This window comes from Mesorhizobium sp. M5C.F.Cr.IN.023.01.1.1, from assembly GCF_003997585.1.
GTDB lineage: Bacteria > Pseudomonadota > Alphaproteobacteria > Rhizobiales > Rhizobiaceae > Mesorhizobium > Mesorhizobium wenxiniae.
In genome coordinates this window covers 87,516-104,984 of record NZ_RZSU01000002.1, presented here as the reverse complement: position 1 = coordinate 104,984, position 17,469 = coordinate 87,516, and the positions used below count along the sequence as shown (strand labels likewise).

Here is a 17,469-nt window from a genome sequence, read left to right as displayed (position 1 = left end):
ACCCTCCCGGCGGGCACAACACGCTGACCGGGATAATGCTCAAGATCGTGTCGGTGGCGGTGTTTGTCGGCATGTCCTCTTGCATCAAGGCGGCGGGCACGTTGCCGGCCGGCCAGATCGTCTTCTTCCGCTCCTTCTTCGCCATCTTTCCGATCGTCGTCTTCCTGGCCTTCCAGGGAAAGCTTGGCACCGCGTTCTCGACCAAACGCCCGCTCAACCACATTGCGCGCGGGGTTGTCGGCGTCTGCGCCATGGGGCTCGGCTTCTTTGCGCTGACACGGCTGCCGCTGCCCGAGGCGATCACGCTGAACTACGCACAGCCGCTGCTGGTGGTGGTGTTCAGTTCGATTTTCCTCGGCGAGGCGATCCGCGTCTATCGCTGGAGCGCGGTTGCGGTCGGACTGCTCGGGGTGCTAGTCATCTCATGGCCGGAACTGACGCTGCTGGGTTCGGGCGCAGCACTCGGCGATCAGGAGGTGCTCGGCGTCATTGCCGCCCTGGTCGCGGCAGCGATTTCGGCCGTGGCCATGCTGCTGGTGCGCAACCTCGTCCAGAGCGAGCCGACGGCAACTATCGTGCTGTGGTTTTCGGTAACGGCGAGCATCCTGGCGTTGCTTTCGCTGCCGTTCGGCTGGCAGGCGCTGACCCCGGTCCAGGCGGGCCTTCTCATTGCTGCAGGCTTTTGCGGCGGGGTCGCTCAGATTCTGATGACGGCAGCCTATCGCCATGCCGAGGCCTCGGTCGTGGCGCCCTTCGAATACACGTCGATGCTGCTTGGCATAGTCGTCGGCTATCTCGTTTTCGGCGACATCCCGACGGTTCATATGCTCATCGGCGGCCTGATCGTCGTTGCCGCCGGCATCTTCATCATCTGGCGCGAGCGTCAGCTTGGCCTCGAACGTGCCCGCACTCGCCAGGCGGCCCCACCGCAAGGATGATCAGGACGGCTCGGCCCGTTCCTTCGCCAATCGCACCAGCACCGTCCGCGTTTGCTCGTCGGCGGGGAAAAAGGATTCGATCGCCAGCTCCGACAGCGTCACGTCAAGCGGCGTGCCGAACACGGTGATGGTGCTGATGAACGACAGCACGGCATCGCCATGCGCAAGCCGCAGCGGGTGCACGATCGCGTTCGGCTCGACCGGCACCGGCCGTGCGCCGTTCAGGCCGGACGGATAGGTCCGAAGCTCGCGCTCCAGTTCGACCAGAACCGGATCGCCAGTGGCGTCGTTCTGGCGTTTCAGCCGATCGAGAAGATGCGCGCGCCATTCGGCGAGGTTGACGATGCGCGGCGCGACGCCACCGGGGTGCAGACTGAGCCGCAGCACATTGACCGGCGGCGTCAGCAAGGACGCCTCGGCGACGTCGGCGAGGAACGGGCCGATGGCGGCGTTTGCCGATACCAGGTTCCAGTGCCGGTCGACAGCGAGCGCTGGGAAGGGTTCGTGCCCCTTGAGCACGATCTCGACGGCTGCCATCGCCGGCGCCAGCGAGGCATCGGTGAGCGAACGCTCGCTGAAACTAGGGGCAAACCCCGCGGCCAGCAGGAGCTGGTTGCGCTGCCTCAGCGGGATCGACAGCTGCTCGGCCAGATGCAGCACCATTTCGCGCGAGGGCGCCGCGCGGCCGCTTTCCACGAAGCTCAGATGCCGTTGCGAGATTTCGGCTTCCATGGCGAGATCGAGTTGGCTCATGCGCCGGCGCGTGCGCCACTCGCGAATGAGGCTGCCGGCGGAAGTCTGGGTTGCTGTCATGAGCGGATGACTAGGCCGGCAGCGGATGTATTTCAATTACCGGGCAGGTTATAGATGAAGCCCTTTCCTTCTCCCCTTGTGGGAGAAGGTGGCCGAGCGAAGCTCGGTCGAATGAGGGGTGTTCCAGTTTGGCGAACACCCTCATCCAAGTCGAGAAGCTGGCGCACGGCGACAGAATTATCAGCGCCTCGTTTCTTCCAGCACCCCTCGACCGTCTTGGCGCTACGCGCCAATCCACCTTCTCCCACAAGGGGAGAAGGGAAGCTGCGCCCCACCTCAACCGAGCGCCCGCAGCGTCGCTTTCACCTCGAGGAAATCCCGCCACGCCAGCTTCTTGTGCGCGGGGGTTCTCAAGAGATAGGCCGGGTGAAGGGTCGGCATGGCGGGAATGGCAATACCGGAGGCGGTCGTGTGGACGCGCCAATTGCCGCGCAGCCGCAGGATGCCCTCGGTGGTGTTGAGCAAGGTCTTTGCCGAGGGGCCGCCCAGATTGACCAGCACCTTCGGATTGACCAGCTCGATCTGCCGTTCGATGAATGGCCGGCAAATCTCGGTCTCGTGCGGTGTCGGCGTGCGGTTGCCCGGCGGCCGCCAGGGGATGACATTGGCGATGTAGGCCGAGGTCCGGTCGAGCCCGATCGCGGCCAGCATTCGGTCGAGCAGCCGGCCCGAGCGGCCGACGAACGGCAATCCCTCGAGGTCCTCGTCGCGGCCGGGCGCCTCGCCGACCAGCATCACCGCGGCATTCGGATTGCCGTCGGCGAACACCAGGTTCTTGGCGGTGAATTTGAGATTGCAGCCGTCGAATGCGGCCATGTGCTGGCGAAGCTCGTCCAGGCTCGTCGCAGTCGTTGCCAATTGCCGCGCCAATGCCGCTTGCTGCTCGTCGGGCACCGTCGCCGCACCGGACGGGGCGCGCACCGCCGGTGCCGCAGCTTGCCTTTCGCCCATTCCGGCGCGTGACAGGCTTGTCGAGCGTGGCAGTGCGGCGCTCCCACCAGCTGGCGGCGTAACCGTCGCCGGCGCTCGCTCAGGTGGCTTTGACGCAGCCTCGGCAAACCTGTTCAGCGGCTCCTCCTCGAGCGCTTCATCGACGCCCGCGCTGGCGTAAAAGGCCAAAAGGTCGGCGATAGCAGGTCGGTTGTCTCGGGGAACGGCAGTCATGCTTTCACATTCGGCCGCGCAGCAGGAATTTGCAAGTAATGCATGTCGCCCAAAGTATGCCCTCGGGCCTGACCCGAGGGTGCGTAGCGGTTTTGGGGAACGACATAACAGGACCCTTAGCTCGACGGTATACGCGGATCCTGCACCAGATAGAACGTCCAGCGCGGTGTGTAGTCGGTGATCAGGTAATCGAATTTTGCTGTCTTCAGCGGGTCGATCTTGCCACTCTTGAACAGCAGCCGATCATAGGGTTCGAAGTCGCGATCGAAATCGGCAAAGCTGCTCGACCAGATGTTGTCAGGCGTCTTGTTGCGCTGATCGAATGACAGGCCGTCGCCGAACACGCTCGGCCGGTGGAGCACCTCCTGGAGCTCGAACTGGAACTCGACCCAGGCCTGGCCGCTGTTGTTGAGCACGTCGATGCGCATATACATGAGGCCGTTGGCAAATTGGCCCGCGGTGCCGAAGGGCTGGATCGGCTTCGTCGTGCGGATAGTCAGTGTCACCGGTGTTGCCGAGTTCAGCTCTTCGGTGATGACAAGCGGGTCCTCCTTTGTCCCGATGCCCGAGGCGCTGGTGATGCGGAAGCCGCCCAGCTCGTCGGAAAAGGAGTAGGCTCCGGCCGCCCAGACCCTCTGCGGCTCGGCATGGGCGCCAACGGGCGCCAGCGGCAAAAGGGCCAAAACGAGCCCCCGGCAAATCCGTCCGGGCGCGGAAAAAAAGCGCGTCGATGAAAAGCCAATTGGCCCGTATATGCGCATGGTGCGAAGTATGGCCGATAAGCAAGCCGTCGAACAATTAAAAACGTCAGGGCGCCGGCTCTCCTTAAAATGGGGCCTGGCCCGGATCGATATTCCGGGGACCGCAACCGTGATTTTGTAGTACGATGCGCGACTTTTCGACGAAATCGGCATTGTCACATCAGCGCCGGTTTCGCGTCGCGAATTGATGCGCTATGCAGCGGATAAGCCAGCAAGATGCGCAAATGCGGCAGCCAGTGAGGGGTTGATGAGCGAGATCGAACGCGAAAGCATGGAATTCGACGTGGTCATCGTCGGCGCTGGTCCAGCCGGCCTCGCCGCTGCGATCCGTCTCAAGCAGGTCAATCCCGAGCTTTCCGTCGTCGTCCTGGAAAAGGGCGGCGAAGTCGGCGCCCACATCCTGTCCGGCGCCGTAGTCGACCCGATCGGCATCGACCGGCTGCTGCCGGGCTGGCGTGACGAAGAAGGACATCCGTTCAAGACGCCGGTTACGGCAGACCATTTCCTGGTCCTCGGCCCCGCCGGTTCATTCCGTCTGCCCAACATCCTGATGCCGCCGCTGATGAACAACCACGGCAACTACATCGTTTCGCTCGGCAATGTTTGCCGCTGGCTGGCGACCAAGGCCGAGGCGCTGGGCGTCGAGATCTACCCGGGCTTTGCCGCGGTGGGCCTCATTTACGGTGACGAGGGCGCGGTCACCGGCGTTGTCACCGGCGATATGGGCGTCGAGAAAGACGGCACGCATGGCCCGGGCTTCGCGCCGGGCATGGCGCTGATGGGCAAATATGTGCTGATCGGCGAGGGCGCGCGCGGCTCGCTGGCCAAGCAACTGATCGCCAAATACCATCTTTCCGACGGCCGCGAGCCCGGCAAATACGGCATCGGCCTCAAGGAGCTCTGGCAGGTCAAGCCGGAGCACCACCGGCCAGGCCTTGTCCAGCATTCCTTCGGCTGGCCGCTCGACACGAAGACCGGCGGCGGCTCCTTCCTCTACCATCTGGAAGACAACCAGGTGGCGGTCGGCTTCGTCGTCCACCTCAACTACAAGAACCCCTATCTGTCGCCTTTCGATGAATTCCAGCGCTTCAAGACCCACCCGGCGATCAAAGGCACATTCGAGGGCGGCAAGCGGCTGGGTTATGGCGCCCGTGCCATCACCGAGGGCGGCTGGCAGTCGGTGCCGAAACTGTCCTTTCCCGGTGGCGCGCTGATTGGGTGTGCTGCCGGCTTCGTCAACGTGCCGCGCATCAAGGGCTCGCACAATGCCGTGCTCTCCGGAATGCTGGCGGCGGAGCACGTCTTCGAGGCGATCGGCGCCGGCCGTGCCAATGACGAACTGGCCACTTACGAGGCGGCATGGCGGGCGACCGATATCGGCAAGGATTTGAAGAAGGTGCGCAACGTCAAGCCATTGTGGTCGCGCTTCGGCACCGTCGTCGGCGTCGGCATTGGCGGCCTCGACATGTGGCTGAACACCCTGTTCGGCTTCTCGCCTTTCGGCACGCTGAAGCACGGCAAGGCCGACTATGCAACGCTGGAACCGGCCGCCAAGCATAAGAAGATCGCCTATCCGAAGCCGGACGGCGTGCTCACCTTCGACCGCCTGTCCTCGGTGTTTCTCTCCAACACCAACCACGAGGAAAACGAGCCTGTCCACCTGCTGGTCGCGGATATGGATCTGCAGCAGCGTTCCGAACACGATATCTATGCCGGGCCATCGACACGCTACTGCCCGGCCAGTGTCTACGAATGGGTCGACAAGGATGGCAACGCCGCCGCCGATCCCGAGGCGAAGGACGTGCGCTTCGTCATCAACGCGCAGAACTGCGTCCACTGCAAGACCTGCGACATCAAGGACCCGAACCGAAACATAACCTGGGTGCCGCCACAAGGTGGTGAGGGACCGGTCTACCAGAACATGTAGCCCAACAAGAACATGTAGTCCGCCAGAACCGCTGTGCCGGCCGTCCGCCGTCGACCAATGAAAGCCCGTGAAGGCCCTTTATATTTGCAGCATCTAAAAAAAGTTGAAGCGGCGCGGCGCTTGTGGTTCCTTTCCCTTCTGACCGGAGAGATGACCATGCGCCTGGCGGTTCTGACGTGCCTTGTGGCGATTGGCGCCTTGTGCGGCTTTGCACCGTCGGCATCGGCTGACACGAAGGTGCTGGTCAAGACCCGGACCTACGACGTATCAGGAACCACGGGCGCCGCCCTGATCGAGGCCATGGACCGCAAGGGTCCGAAGCGGCACGGCTTCATGACGCACGCCATCGCGCTGACCGCCTATACCGTAAGTTGGGATCTTGAGGTCAGCAGGGAGGGTGGTGTCTGCCGTCTGCGGCAGGCCAATGGGACACTCGATCTCACCTACACCTTACCCCGCATGGTCTCAGCCGCGACGCCGGCGCTTCAGAAGCGTTGGAAGCGGTTTTTCGCGGGCGTTCGTGCCCACGAGCATAACCACGGCCGCATCGCCAGGACAATGATGCGGGCCACCGAGAAATCGATCACGGGACTGGAGTTTGCCGACAACTGGGTTTGCAGCAAGACGCATCGCGAGGCGAGGCGCCGGATCAAGGCTGTCTATGCCGAATACGAGGCAAAACAGAACGCTTTCGACGCGCGCGAGCATCGCGACGGCGGCCATGTCGAGCACCTCGTCGGTGCCCTGTTGCGCAAGCAGTAGGCGCTCAGCTTCGAGTCTTGCCGTTCTGTGTCATGGATGCGGTCGCAGTTTCATCTTCGTCGACCGGCTTTTTCTGTTCCGGCCTGAGCGAGAATTCCACCATCAGCGGAAGATGGTCGGAGCCGGTGCCTTCCAGCCTCGACACCGAATGGATGAGAACCGCGCCCTTGCTGAAAACCTGGTCGATCGGCAGTCCGGCGAAGCGCAGGAAATCCGGCAGTTCGATATAGAGCCAGGTCGGCCCCGGCGAAGGCGCCACGGTCAGTTTGCCAAGATCTGCAACGCGCCGCACGGCGGCGCTCCACGGCACTGCATTGCAGTCGCCTGCCATGATCGATGTCTCGCCAAGCGATGCGAATTCTTCCGACAATCCGCCGATCTGCCGTGATTGGTTGCGCGGCCATGGCCAGGTGAGGTGCACGGCGGCCACGTCGACGTCGGTTCCGCCGAAATCGACCGTCGCGATGGCCATCGCGCCGCGCCTGTCGCAGCGCGGTTGCGTGCCGGCGGCAAACGGTCTTCTCGACAGCAGCGCAACGCCGAACACGCCATTTGGGTAAGGGCAGAGTATCCGGTAGGGATAGGCGCTGGCGAGAAGGCCAAGCTTCGCCTTCCACATTTCGGATACCTCCTCGAGGGTAATCACATCAGGCTGGGTCCGGCCGATCAGCGACAGTACCTTTTCAGGCGTTGGGTTGTCGAACCGCAGGTTCATCTGAAGCAGGCGGTAGACCGCCTTGTCACCGGGATAGACCGACTGGTCGCCGGGGTAAACGGGCTGGTCGTCGGGGTTGGCTTCGTAGGCTGCCTGGACTGGCCACAGGCGGGGCACTGGCAGGGTGTTCGACGTGGTGGCAAAGGCAGCCCCCGCAAAGAGCAGCGCTGCGGCGGCCTGCAGGCGAAACGAGGTCACGAGCAAGGGCAGCGCGCAAAGCGCCATCAGCACGGCAAGATGAACGCGGAAATGAGCGAAGGAATCGAAGGCCGGATGCAGCGTTCCGAAAAACCCAGCCACCAGCGCGACCGAGCAGCCGAGCATTGCGACGAATGCCGCCGATGTCATCATGTTTCGAACGCGTGCCATCTACTTTGCTTATCGGTAGAAATGCGGCCCAATCAAGATGGCAAACCCTGCTGCGCTCTTACCAAGCTCCGGCCATGCTCCGGTCGATCGAGCGGTGCTACTGGAATGCCGTTTCCGAAAAGCTTCTGAGCTTGCGCGAATGCAACCGTTCCATCGGCATCTCGGCCAGCTTTTCCATCGCCCTGATGCCGATGGTCAAATGCTGTGCCACCTGGCGCTTGTAGAACTCGGTCGCCATGCCGGGCAGCTTCAATTCGCCATGCAGGGGCTTGTCGGACACGCAAAGCAGCGTGCCATAGGGCACGCGGAAACGGAAGCCATTGGCCGCGATCGTCGCCGATTCCATGTCGAGCGCAATCGCCCGTGACTGCGACAGCCGCTGCACCGGCCCGCGCTGGTCGCGCAGCTCCCAGTTGCGGTTGTCGATGGTGGCGACGGTGCCGGTGCGCATGATACGCTTGAGGTCGTAGCCGGAAAGGCCGGTGACTTCGGCGACCGCCTCCTGCAGCGCCACCTGGATTTCGGCCAGCGGCGGGATCGGCACCCACACCGGAAGATCATCGTCCAGAACATGGTCTTCCCGCACATAGGCATGCGCCAGCACATAGTCGCCCAGTGCCTGGGTGTTGCGCAGCCCGGCGCAATGGCCGAGCATCACCCAGGCATGCGGCCTGAGCACCGCAATATGGTCGGTGATCGTCTTGGCGTTGGAGGGGCCGACGCCGATATTGACCATCGTGATGCCGCCATGGTTCGGCTTCTTCAGATGATAGGCCGGCATCTGCGGCAGGCGCGGCGGCGCCACGCCATGGCTAGGCGCGCTTTGTCCAGCCTTGGTGACGACATTTCCCGGCTCAACGAATTCGACGTATCCGCCGCCGCCTTTCGCCATTAGCTCGTGCGCACGGGCGACGAATTCGTCGATGTAGAACTGGTAGTTGGTGAACAGCACGAAATTCTGGAAATGCTGGGGACTGGTCGCCGTATAGTGCGACATCCGGTGCAGCGAGTAGTCGATGCGTTGCGCCGTGAACGCCGCCAGCGGCCTGGCTTCGCCTAAAGCCACTTCGAACGTGCCGTTGGCGATCTGGTCGTCGGTGCCGTCGAGATCCGGCACGTCGAACAGGTCACGGATCGGCCGCCTGATGCGCTCGGCTGCCGCGCCGTCGACATGGGAGCCTTCCAGGAACGCGAAATGCAGCGGAATGGGCGTCGTCGATTCCGAAACCGTGACCGGAACGCCGTGATTGCGCATGATCAGGCGAAGCTGTTCGATGAGATAGCGTTCGAAAAGGGCGGGCTGGGTTATGGTGGTCGAGAAATGCCCAGGCGTCGGCATATGGCCGTAAGCCTGCCGCGAGTCGATCTGGGTGAACGAAGTCGTGGTGACGCCGACCTCGGGGTAAAAGGCCCGGTAGCGCTTGTTGTTGTCGCCGCCTGCGGCGAGCGCCGTAAACGAATCGCGCAGGAATTTGGTGTTGCGGTCGTAGAGAGCCTGCAGGGCCGCGACGGCCTTTCCGGCATCATTGAAGATCTGCCGGCCAAACGGCTCTGGCATCACGACTGAGTCTATGGCTTGGGGATAGATTCGCTTTTCCATGACCCAATATAGAGGCTTGGCAATACGGTTGGGAGGGGCCAAAGGGTCGTTTTTCATTATTGAATGGATTCAATGAAGGCCGATTGGCCTAGCCTCGCCGCAGGCTGACCAACAACACAAAGCCGACGCCGTTCTTCTTCAACGCCGGCGCTTCGATCGTCGAGCCGGCATCGGCGCGCATCGTGGGCACGGCCAGAACCGGCGCTGCAAGGACCGTCAGGATGAGCGCCGCCCGCGGCAGAAGCCGAAGGGCCTTGAGGGTGTTGGCGACGATGCGGTTCATGGCTTTTGCTTTTTTTCTTTCTCGGGTCTTTGTCGGTTCAGCGGCGAAATTGGTTCATGCAACCGAACCGGCAGGCGTTGGAACTGGCTTCATCCCAGGCACGGGCCGGGCGGCCGGCCTCGGCGACCAGGATGGCGAACAACATGCCGAACAGGCTCATCAGCAGGCAGACGATGGTGAAGCGGCGGGCGAACATTGCGTGGTGTCTCCTTCAACACGCATGAGAATGCCCTAATGCAACTGAACCGGTTCTGATGCCGGCGTTCATCTGCGGTTCAAATTTATCGACGGAGTGTTGAGTGCCGCCGCCACCGCGCGGTCGCCGGCCACGAGCGTCGCCGCAGTCTTGCTGCCGGCCCGCAGTCTTGCTGCCCCCAAATCTTGGTGACTGGGACGAAGGATGCACAGAGATTGCTGTTAGCTAGGGCGCAGAAGGCGAGGCCCGCCCGATCGATCCGGCGTCTCAAACAGACGGCGCAAACAAAAACGGGGCCTTCGCGGCCCCGTTTTCAATTTATGGCGGTGGAAACGATCAGAGCTTGTGCCAAGTCTGGCTCTTGCAAATCAGCCCGCCGAGCACGCAGCCGCTCATCTTGAGCGAAGCGCCTGAGACCGAGGCCTTGCCCGAATAGGTCTTGTCGGTCTCCGGGTCGGTTATGGTGCCCGTATATTTATTGGCGCCGGACACCTTAAACGAACCGATGCGCTTACCGGCAAACTTGCCAGATTTGAGTGTGATGGAAAATGCGCCGCTGCCGCCCGCGATGGCGGCGGTCGCGCCGGCCTGCGTTTTCCAGTTGCCTTCGATCGGATCGGCCCAAGCCGCGCCGGCCATGATCAATGTGGCCGCCAAGGCCATGCTGATTTCGCGAAACATGTTTGTCCTCCCTGTGGAAATCCGGCCGGATGTTCCGCCCGCCGGTCTGCCTTTTACGCAAACGTAAGCTAATTCACGTCCTGGCAAAACAAAAGCGGTGCCGCTGCGGAAGACTTCAGGATTTTCTGGTCGCCCGAAGCGGTCTCATCGGTGAGAAATGAAACGTTCGCAACTCCATCTTTGTCTCCCGTGGTTAGCGGAGTCTTGATCTTCGCCTCGCAAATTTTCGTCAAATTTAGTGTAAACCGGCGAAATTGCTGGCTTTGCATCCTTAACGAATTCTCGCGTTTACCTCTTGTTTTAGCTTTGTTTTCCTCAAATTAAGCACGCCACTTAACGACGGATTCAAGCCTCCGGTTCATTCTCGAAAACATCGAAAGAGCGGCCACCCCCAAGGTTTACCAACAGATACCAAGGGACAGAACGAGGCAGCTCTCGGGAGCCTGACAGGGGCTAGAACAGGGGATTGAAATGGCACGTTTTGAAATGCCTGAAGCCGGCTTCGGCGCCATGGGGGCAACTGCCCAGGCCGACATTCTTTTCGAACTGGGCATGATGTATGCGACCGGCCGCGACTGCGAGACCGATGTCGTCGCCGCCCACAAATGGTTCAATATTGCTGCGATCAAGGGTTCGGTCCGCGCTGCGGAACTGCGCTCGGAATTGTCGGCCGCCATGTCGAAGGTCGAGATCGCCAAGGCACTGCGCGAAGCCCGCGAATGGATGACGATGCACTAAGTTGGCCCGAGTTCATCAGGCACCGAGATCACCGACAGGGACGCTTCAGGTCAAGGCCGCGCAAGACGGCCGGACCGGCAAGAACAAGGCCGCGCAAGACGGTCGAACCAACAATGACAAGAACGCGGCAGGCCGGATACAGCCAGGCTGCGCGACGGACAGGGAAGGCGAGCGGTTTTCGGGCGCGTGAGCGTTCGGGATTGTTCGATCGACAAAGCCGCGACCGGCCGGAACAAGGCAGGCGCGGCTTTTGCGTTTTCTGACCATGATCCCAAAAGTGGAAACCGGTTTTTGGAAAAGATCATGGTCAAACAGAAAGGCTTCAGGCCCAACTGAGTGCCGCCGATGCGCCTAGACAGGCTTGGCGAAGGGTGAGATTCTCCCGGCCACTCTGGAAGAGGCGCGGCCGGAGCGGTCGCGCGAGAGTGGAGGAGTTGTATCACCATGAAAAAGTTGGGTATTTTGAGCGTGGCCATAGTCGGCCTGATGATGAGCGCGCCGGTTGCGTTCGCCGAAGACATCACCTTTTCGGTGGTCGGACCAATGACCGGACAGCTTGCCACCATCGGCGACCAGTTCAAGCAGGGAGCGCAAGCCGCGGCCGACGCGATCAACGCGGCTGGAGGTGTCGAAGGCCGCCAGATCAAGCTCGACGTCCAGGATGACCAGTGCGATCCGAAACAGGCGGTTTCGGTCGCCAACCGCATCATTGCCAACGGCGTCAAGTTCGTCGATGGGCATGCCTGCTCGGGCTCAAGCATTCCGGCCTCGGCCGTCTATGCCGAAGCCGGGGCGCTGATGATGAGTCCGGCTTCGTCGAATCCAGAGCTGACCGACGCGGCCGCGAAAGCCGGCTGGCCGACGATCATGCGCCTTTATACGCGCGACGATGCGCAGGGCGCTTTCATCGGTCCATGGATCGCCAAGAAGTATGCCGGCAAGAACGTCGTTATCATGCACGACAAGAGCGCCTATGGGCAGGGCGTCGCCGACGCCGTCAAGGCAACGATGAACCAGAACGGTCTCAAAGAGATCCTTTACGAGGGCATCAACGCCGGTGAAAAAGACTACGCGGCACTTGTCACAAAGCTCAAGGACCTGAAGGCGGATGTGGTCTATTTCGGCGGCTACCACCCCGAAGCCGGCCTCATCCTGCGCCAGTCGGCGGAACAGAACCTGAAGTATCAGCTGATCATGCCGGACTCGATCGCCACGCCGGAATTCTGGCAGGTCGCCGGTCCGGCCGGCGAAGGCACCATGTTTGTCTTCCCGTCGGATCCGCAGGCGAAGCCCGAAGCCAAGGAAGCCATCGAAAAGATCAAGGCGGGCGGCTTCGTGCCCGAGGGCTTCACGCTGTTCTCCTATGCCGTGATCCAGGCCTTTGCCGAGGGTATCAAGCGCGCCGGCAGCGACGACCCGGCCAAGGTCGCCGAAGCGCTGAAGAATGGTGAGCCGATCAGCACCGTCGTCGGCCCTGTCACTTTCGATGAAAAGGGCGACCTCAAGAACGTCAGCTACGACATCAACCAGTGGCACGACGGCAAATACGCGCCGATCCAGCCGTAAATCGCCGGCGTCGCTTAGCGACCATCGGAGATGGCCGGGCAGACCCGGCCATTTTCATTTTGGGCACGCGTTTGTGGCGCGTGTCTTCGACGTCGCCTCGTGGATGAAGGAACAGCGGTCAGACGTGGGCTTCCTCGGCAAAACGCACCAGCACGGTCCCGTCGGTGACTTGTGCACCCTCCGCCGCGATCTCGGCGATCGTCCCGTCATGAGTGGCGGAAATCGTGTGCTCCATCTTCATCGCTTCCAGGATCAACAGCGGCTGACCCTTGATGACGGCGTCGCCTCTTGCCGCGCGCACCAGCTTGACCAGGCCCGGCATCGGCGCGCGCAGGCTGTCAGAGCCGGCGGCGATTTCGTCGGCCCTCGCCAGCGGGTCCGGCACCGCGAAGCTGTAGCCGATGGCGCCCGAAAAGACAGTGACATGGCCTGGCCAGCGGGCGAGGCGAGGGGCGGCGCGAAGATCGAGCGGACTGGCGCTGTCATAAGGTGCGTCCAGTGCCACTTGGAAGCGCTTGTCCGGCCGCACCGACACAAGCGCGACGATCTCATCATCGCCGTATCGTAGCCGCGTGCGCCGCGGAACAGTGTGGAAATGCGAATAACCGGCAAGCGACGACCACGGATCGTTGGACGGCGCCTGAGCCCCGGAGCCGGACGCCGCAAATGCGGCTGCGGCGACGATCTCGCTGCTCGGCGGCGGGACTGCGGTCAGCGCTTGCTGATGCCTGCCGATCAGGCCGGTATCGACATCGCCTGCCGAAAAGTCCGCATCAGCGGCAAGAGCAGCGAGAAAGGCGGTGTTGACGGTCGAGCCGGCGATCTCGGTCTGCGAAAGGGCTATGCCCAGCGCTTCGAGCGCCGCCTGCCTGCTCTTGCCGTGCACGATCAGCTTGGCGATCATTGGATCGTAGAACGGCGAGATGGCATCGCCGGCCCGCACGCCGGTCTCGATCCGCATGCTGGCGCCCTCGGGCGCGGTATCCGGAAATTTCAGGTGATGCAGCGTGCCCGTCGCCGGCAAAAAACCCTTTGCCGCGTCCTCGGCATAGATGCGCGCTTCGAAGGCATGGCCGGAGAGCGTGATCTCGCTCTGCGTGTTCGGCAGCTTCTCGCCGGACGCTACCCGCAACTGCCATTCGACCAGGTCGATGCCTGTGACCATTTCGGTGACGGGATGCTCGACCTGCAGGCGGGTGTTCATCTCCATGAACCAGAAGCGGTCGGCCTTCAGCCCTTGCGAGGCATCGACGATAAACTCGATCGTGCCGGCGCCGAAATAGTTGATCGCCTTGGCGGCCTTCACCGCCGCCTCCGTCATCGCCTTGCGCAATGCTGGCGTCATCGAGGGGGCAGGGGCTTCCTCGATCACCTTCTGGTGGCGGCGCTGCGCCGAGCAGTCGCGCTCGTAGAGATGCACGACGTTGCCGAAAGTGTCGCCGAATACCTGAACCTCGATGTGGCGCGGCTTGTCGATATATTTCTCGACCAGCACGCGGTCGTCGCCGAAAGCGGCCTTGGCCTCGCGCCGTGCACCAGACAGCGCCTCGGAAAAGTCGTCGGGGTGTTCGACGCGCCGCATGCCCTTGCCGCCGCCGCCGGCGCGCGCCTTGATCAGCACGGGATAGCCGATCTCGCGTGCCTTGGAGGCGAGTAGCACGATCTCCTGCGCCTCGCCGTGATAGCCCGGCACAACAGGCACGCCGGCCTTCTCCATCAGCCGCTTGGCCGCGTCCTTCAGCCCCATGGCGCGGATTGAGGCCGCTGACGGGCCGATGAAGACGAGCCCCGCAGCCGTCACCTGGTCGACGAAGTCAGGGTTCTCCGAGAGGAAGCCGTAGCCCGGATGGATGGCTTCCGCGCCGGTGGCCAAAGCCGCCGCGACAATCTTGTCGCCGCGCAAATAACTTTCGCCGGCAGGCGAGGAGCCAATATGCACCGCCTCGTCGGCCATCTCGAGATGCAGCGACTTCGCATCGGCATTCGAATAAACCGCGACCGTGCGCACGCCCATCTTGCGTGCCGTGCGGATCACCCGGCAAGCGATCTCGCCGCGATTGGCAATCAGGATCTTGGCGAACATGGAGCCTCCGCGAGTAAGGTTCGAACCCCGCGGGGGGTAGGGCGCTTGAACACCCCCCTCTGTCCTGCCGGACATCTCCCCCGCAAGGGGGGAGATTGGTAGCTGCGCCCTCCAGTCGAACTTTCAACGTCGCAGTTTGGCGGAAGCAATAGCGACAGCCGATCTCCCCCCTTGAGGGGGAGATGTCCGGCCCGCCAGCCTGTCCTTGTCTCGCAAGAACAAGGAGTGGAAGCAGCGCCTACTTCGACGCCGCGATCGCGCAGCCGCCGCTGGCGGTCTTGACCTTCCACCTCGTCAAGCCGGACTGACAGTTGCGCAGCGCCATCTCTTCCGCAGCCTTCTGGGACGGCGCATTGAGTCTCGAGCCACAGATGATATAGAGGTCGACCACGCGCGAATAAAAGCTCGTGGCATAAGCGGAATGCCCGCTGGCTGCAACATAGGCTTTGTAGGCCTTCGGGCAGTCTCCCGTCGAACCTGGCGGAAAATGGACTGCGAAACGGCGGTCGCCCTTGCTTCCCGCCAGCGATTCCGCTGTGCCAACGCCTGGCGCCGCTAATATAAGCAACCCCGCAAGTATAGATACAGTTGTTTTCTGAAAAAGTCGCAGTCTCATCTTCGCCCAATCCCCATTGGTATTTGCAAAGAGCAATAGCCGCAATTTTTCCGCGTGACCAGTACCCTGGTTGAAAATGAGTCTGAATAATGTGGATCGTACTTTTCATCGGTGCAGATCACCCTTCGCCAGGGCAGCAACGGTTTGCCGGTACAGTTCTGCCGTCTGCTGGTCGAAGCAGCAGAAGGTGACGGTTTCCAGAAGCGCGTTGTGGCCGATGAAGGCGCTCACCGTGCCAACGGCGATCTGCGTCGCCTGGTCCTTTGGATATCGGTATACACCGGTCGAGATCGCCGGAAATGCCACCGTCCGGCACCCCTTGGCAGCGGCGAGTTCGAGCGACCGGCGATAGCAGGAAGCCAACAACTCGGCTTCACCTTTTCCGCCTCCGTGCCAGACCGGCCCGACCGTGTGGATGACGTAGCGTGCCGGAAGCCTGTAGCCTTTGGTAAGCTTGGCGTCGCCGACCTTGCAGCCATTCAGCGTCCGGCATTCAGTCAGAAGTTCAGGCCCGGCAGCGCGGTGAATGGCGCCGTCGACGCCGCCACCGCCGAGCAGCGACGAGTTGGCGGCGTTCACAATGGCATCGACCGCCAGCTTGGTGATGTCGCCGGTATGAACGCGAATCCTGTGGTCGATTTCGCTCATCTCACATCCTGAACACGCCGAACTTTGTCTCCTCGATTTCGGCGTTCAGTGCGGCTGAAAGGCTGAGCGCCAGCACCTCACGCGTCTTGGCCGGGTCGATGATGCCGTCGTCCCAGAGCCGGGCGGAGGAATAGAGCGGGTGGCCTTCATGCTCGTATTTCATCAGGATCGGCTTCTTGAATTTTGCCTCCTCCTCCGCGCTCCATTCCCCGCCCTTGCGCTCGATCCCCTCGCGCTTGACTACGGCCAGCACGGTGGCCGCCTGCTCACCGCCCATCACCGAAATGCGGGCATTCGGCCACATCCACAGGAAGCGTGGCGAATAGGCGCGTCCGCACATGCCGTAATTGCCGGCGCCGAACGAGCCGCCGATGATCATGGTCACCTTCGGCACGCGAGCCGTGGCGACGGCCATCACCAGCTTGGCGCCGTCCTTGGCGATGCCGCCGGCCTCGTATTTTCGCCCCACCATGAAGCCGGTGATGTTCTGCAGGAAGATCAGCGGGATCTTGCGCTGGCAGCACAGCTCGATGAAATGTGCGCCTTTCAGCGCGCTTTCGGAGAACAGCACGCCGTTGTTGGCGATGATGCCGACCGGCATGCCGTTGAGATGGGCAAAGCCGGTGACCAGCGTGGTGCCGTAATTCTGCTTGAACTCGTCGAACTCGGAGCCGTCGACGATGCGCGCGATCACTTCGCGCACGTCATAGGGCTGCCGCAGATCCGTCGGCACGACGCCGTAGAGCTCATCGGCTGCATGAAGCGGCGGAATCGGATCGCGAAGTGCCAGTCCGATCTCCTTCTTCCGATTCAGGTTCTTGACGATACGGCGTGCGATCGCCAGCGCGTGCTCGTCGTCCAGCGCGTAATGGTCGGCAACGCCGGAAAGCCGTGTGTGTGCATCGGCGCCGCCCAGTTCCTCGGCGCTGACATCCTCGCCGGTGGCCGCCTTCACCAGCGGCGGGCCGCCGAGGAAGATGGTCGCCTGGTTGCGCACCATGATCGTCTCGTCCGACATCGCCGGCACATAGGCGCCGCCTGCCGTGCACGAGCCCATGACGCAGGCGATCTGCGGTATGCCTGAAGCCGACATGTTGGCCTGGTTGTAGAAGATGCGGCCGAAATGGTCGCGGTCGGGAAACACCTCGTCCTGGTTTGGCAGGTTGGCACCGCCGCTGTCGACCAGATAGACGCAAGGCAATTTGTTCTGCAGCGCGATTTCCTGTGCGCGCAGATGCTTCTTAACGGTCAGCGGATAATAGGTGCCGCCCTTCACCGTGGCGTCGTTGACGACGACCATGACTTCGGTGCCTTCGACGCGGCCGATGCCGGCGATGATGCCGGCCGATGAGATGTCTTCGCCATACATGGACCACGCCGCAAACTGGCCGATTTCGAGGAAGGGCGAGCCGGTGTCGAGCAGCTGGGCGAGGCGCTCGCGCGGCAAAAGCTTGCCGCGGCTCTGGTGGCGCTCACGCGCTTCCTCCGAGCCGCCGCGCTCGACGGTTGCCGCCTTTTCCGCGATGTCGGCGACCAACGCCCGCATGCGCTCGGCATTTGCGCGGAAAGTGTCGGAGGCGGGCGAGATCTGGGACTGGAGCGTAGCCAT

The 17,469-nt window shown here is 62.4% G+C and carries 17 protein-coding genes; 5 read left to right on the top strand and 12 right to left on the bottom strand.

From position 1 onward, the window contains the following. Nucleotides 1-35 precede the first annotated feature (35 nt). Nucleotides 36-938: a DMT family transporter gene (locus EOA78_RS01610; protein WP_127313636.1), complete on the top strand. Its 903-nt coding sequence runs from the start codon at nt 36-38 to the stop codon at nt 936-938. On the opposite strand, the gene EOA78_RS01605 is transcribed toward EOA78_RS01610, so the two are convergent. The 3 genes from EOA78_RS01605 to EOA78_RS01595 form a co-directional block, all read right to left on the bottom strand. Further along, a complete protein-coding gene (locus EOA78_RS01605; RefSeq protein WP_127313573.1) occupies nt 939-1,751 on the bottom strand; it encodes a helix-turn-helix transcriptional regulator in 813 nt (270 codons plus the stop codon). Between the two features lie 276 nt (nt 1,752-2,027). Further along, entirely contained in the window at nt 2,028-2,915 is an 888-nt protein-coding gene (locus tag EOA78_RS01600; RefSeq protein WP_127313572.1) for a uracil-DNA glycosylase, read from the bottom strand. Between the two features lie 116 nt (nt 2,916-3,031). Next, nucleotides 3,032-3,676 (bottom strand): hypothetical protein, encoded by a 645-nt coding sequence (locus EOA78_RS01595; RefSeq protein WP_127313571.1) that lies wholly within the window; start codon nt 3,674-3,676, stop codon nt 3,032-3,034. A gap of 247 nt (nt 3,677-3,923) precedes the next feature. On the opposite strand from EOA78_RS01595, the gene EOA78_RS01590 reads away from it, so the two are divergent. Together EOA78_RS01590 and EOA78_RS01585 are read left to right on the top strand one after the other, a co-directional pair. Continuing rightward, the gene (locus tag EOA78_RS01590) at nt 3,924-5,603 is read left to right on the top strand and encodes an electron transfer flavoprotein-ubiquinone oxidoreductase (protein WP_127313570.1); all 1,680 of its coding nucleotides are present in this window, start codon (nt 3,924-3,926) and stop codon (nt 5,601-5,603) included. A 156-nt stretch (nt 5,604-5,759) separates the two neighbouring features. Then, nucleotides 5,760-6,365 carry a DUF922 domain-containing protein gene (locus tag EOA78_RS01585; RefSeq protein WP_127313569.1) on the top strand — a complete coding sequence of 202 codons (606 nt, stop codon included), beginning with the start codon at nt 5,760-5,762 and terminating at the stop codon, nt 6,363-6,365. Nucleotides 6,366-6,369: 4 nt separating this feature from the next. Here EOA78_RS01585 and EOA78_RS01580 read toward each other — a convergent pair whose 3' ends face one another. From EOA78_RS01580 to EOA78_RS01565, 5 genes are all read right to left on the bottom strand, one after another. Beyond that, nucleotides 6,370-7,449, bottom strand: a complete 1,080-nt coding sequence (locus EOA78_RS01580) for an endonuclease/exonuclease/phosphatase family protein (RefSeq protein WP_127313568.1) — start codon at nt 7,447-7,449, stop codon at nt 6,370-6,372. A 97-nt stretch (nt 7,450-7,546) separates the two neighbouring features. Then, the gene (locus tag EOA78_RS01575) at nt 7,547-9,007 is read right to left on the bottom strand and encodes an AMP nucleosidase (protein WP_245477087.1); all 1,461 of its coding nucleotides are present in this window, start codon (nt 9,005-9,007) and stop codon (nt 7,547-7,549) included. Nucleotides 9,008-9,137: 130 nt separating this feature from the next. Continuing rightward, nucleotides 9,138-9,332 carry a hypothetical protein gene (locus EOA78_RS01570; RefSeq protein ID WP_127313566.1) on the bottom strand — a complete coding sequence of 65 codons (195 nt, stop codon included), beginning with the start codon at nt 9,330-9,332 and terminating at the stop codon, nt 9,138-9,140. A gap of 37 nt (nt 9,333-9,369) precedes the next feature. Continuing rightward, nucleotides 9,370-9,528 carry a hypothetical protein gene (locus EOA78_RS35775; RefSeq protein ID WP_164783594.1) on the bottom strand — a complete coding sequence of 53 codons (159 nt, stop codon included), beginning with the start codon at nt 9,526-9,528 and terminating at the stop codon, nt 9,370-9,372. 336 nt (nt 9,529-9,864) lie between these two features. Beyond that, nucleotides 9,865-10,209, bottom strand: coding sequence for a DUF2147 domain-containing protein (locus tag EOA78_RS01565; protein ID WP_127313565.1), 345 nt, complete (start codon nt 10,207-10,209; stop codon nt 9,865-9,867). Between the two features lie 471 nt (nt 10,210-10,680). Here EOA78_RS01565 and EOA78_RS01560 point away from each other — a divergent pair, with 471 nt between their 5' ends. Both EOA78_RS01560 and EOA78_RS01555 read left to right on the top strand, forming a co-directional pair. Continuing rightward, entirely contained in the window at nt 10,681-10,947 is a 267-nt protein-coding gene (locus EOA78_RS01560) for a sel1 repeat family protein (protein WP_127313564.1), read from the top strand. Between the two features lie 444 nt (nt 10,948-11,391). Beyond that, on the top strand, nt 11,392-12,513 hold the full coding sequence (locus EOA78_RS01555; protein ID WP_127313563.1) for a branched-chain amino acid ABC transporter substrate-binding protein: 1,122 nt from the start codon (nt 11,392-11,394) through the stop codon (nt 12,511-12,513). 118 nt (nt 12,514-12,631) lie between these two features. Here EOA78_RS01555 and EOA78_RS01550 read toward each other — a convergent pair whose 3' ends face one another. From EOA78_RS01550 to EOA78_RS01535, 4 genes are all read right to left on the bottom strand, one after another. Next, the gene (locus EOA78_RS01550; RefSeq protein WP_127313562.1) at nt 12,632-14,596 is read right to left on the bottom strand and encodes an acetyl/propionyl/methylcrotonyl-CoA carboxylase subunit alpha; all 1,965 of its coding nucleotides are present in this window, start codon (nt 14,594-14,596) and stop codon (nt 12,632-12,634) included. Nucleotides 14,597-14,834: 238 nt separating this feature from the next. Next, complete coding sequence (locus EOA78_RS01545) at nt 14,835-15,212, bottom strand: hypothetical protein (protein ID WP_029354541.1); 378 nt, start codon at nt 15,210-15,212, stop codon at nt 14,835-14,837. 105 nt (nt 15,213-15,317) lie between these two features. Beyond that, nucleotides 15,318-15,860, bottom strand: coding sequence for an O-acetyl-ADP-ribose deacetylase (locus EOA78_RS01540; protein WP_127313561.1), 543 nt, complete (start codon nt 15,858-15,860; stop codon nt 15,318-15,320). Between the two features lies 1 nt (nt 15,861). After that, a complete protein-coding gene (locus EOA78_RS01535; RefSeq protein ID WP_127313560.1) occupies nt 15,862-17,469 on the bottom strand; it encodes a carboxyl transferase domain-containing protein in 1,608 nt (535 codons plus the stop codon).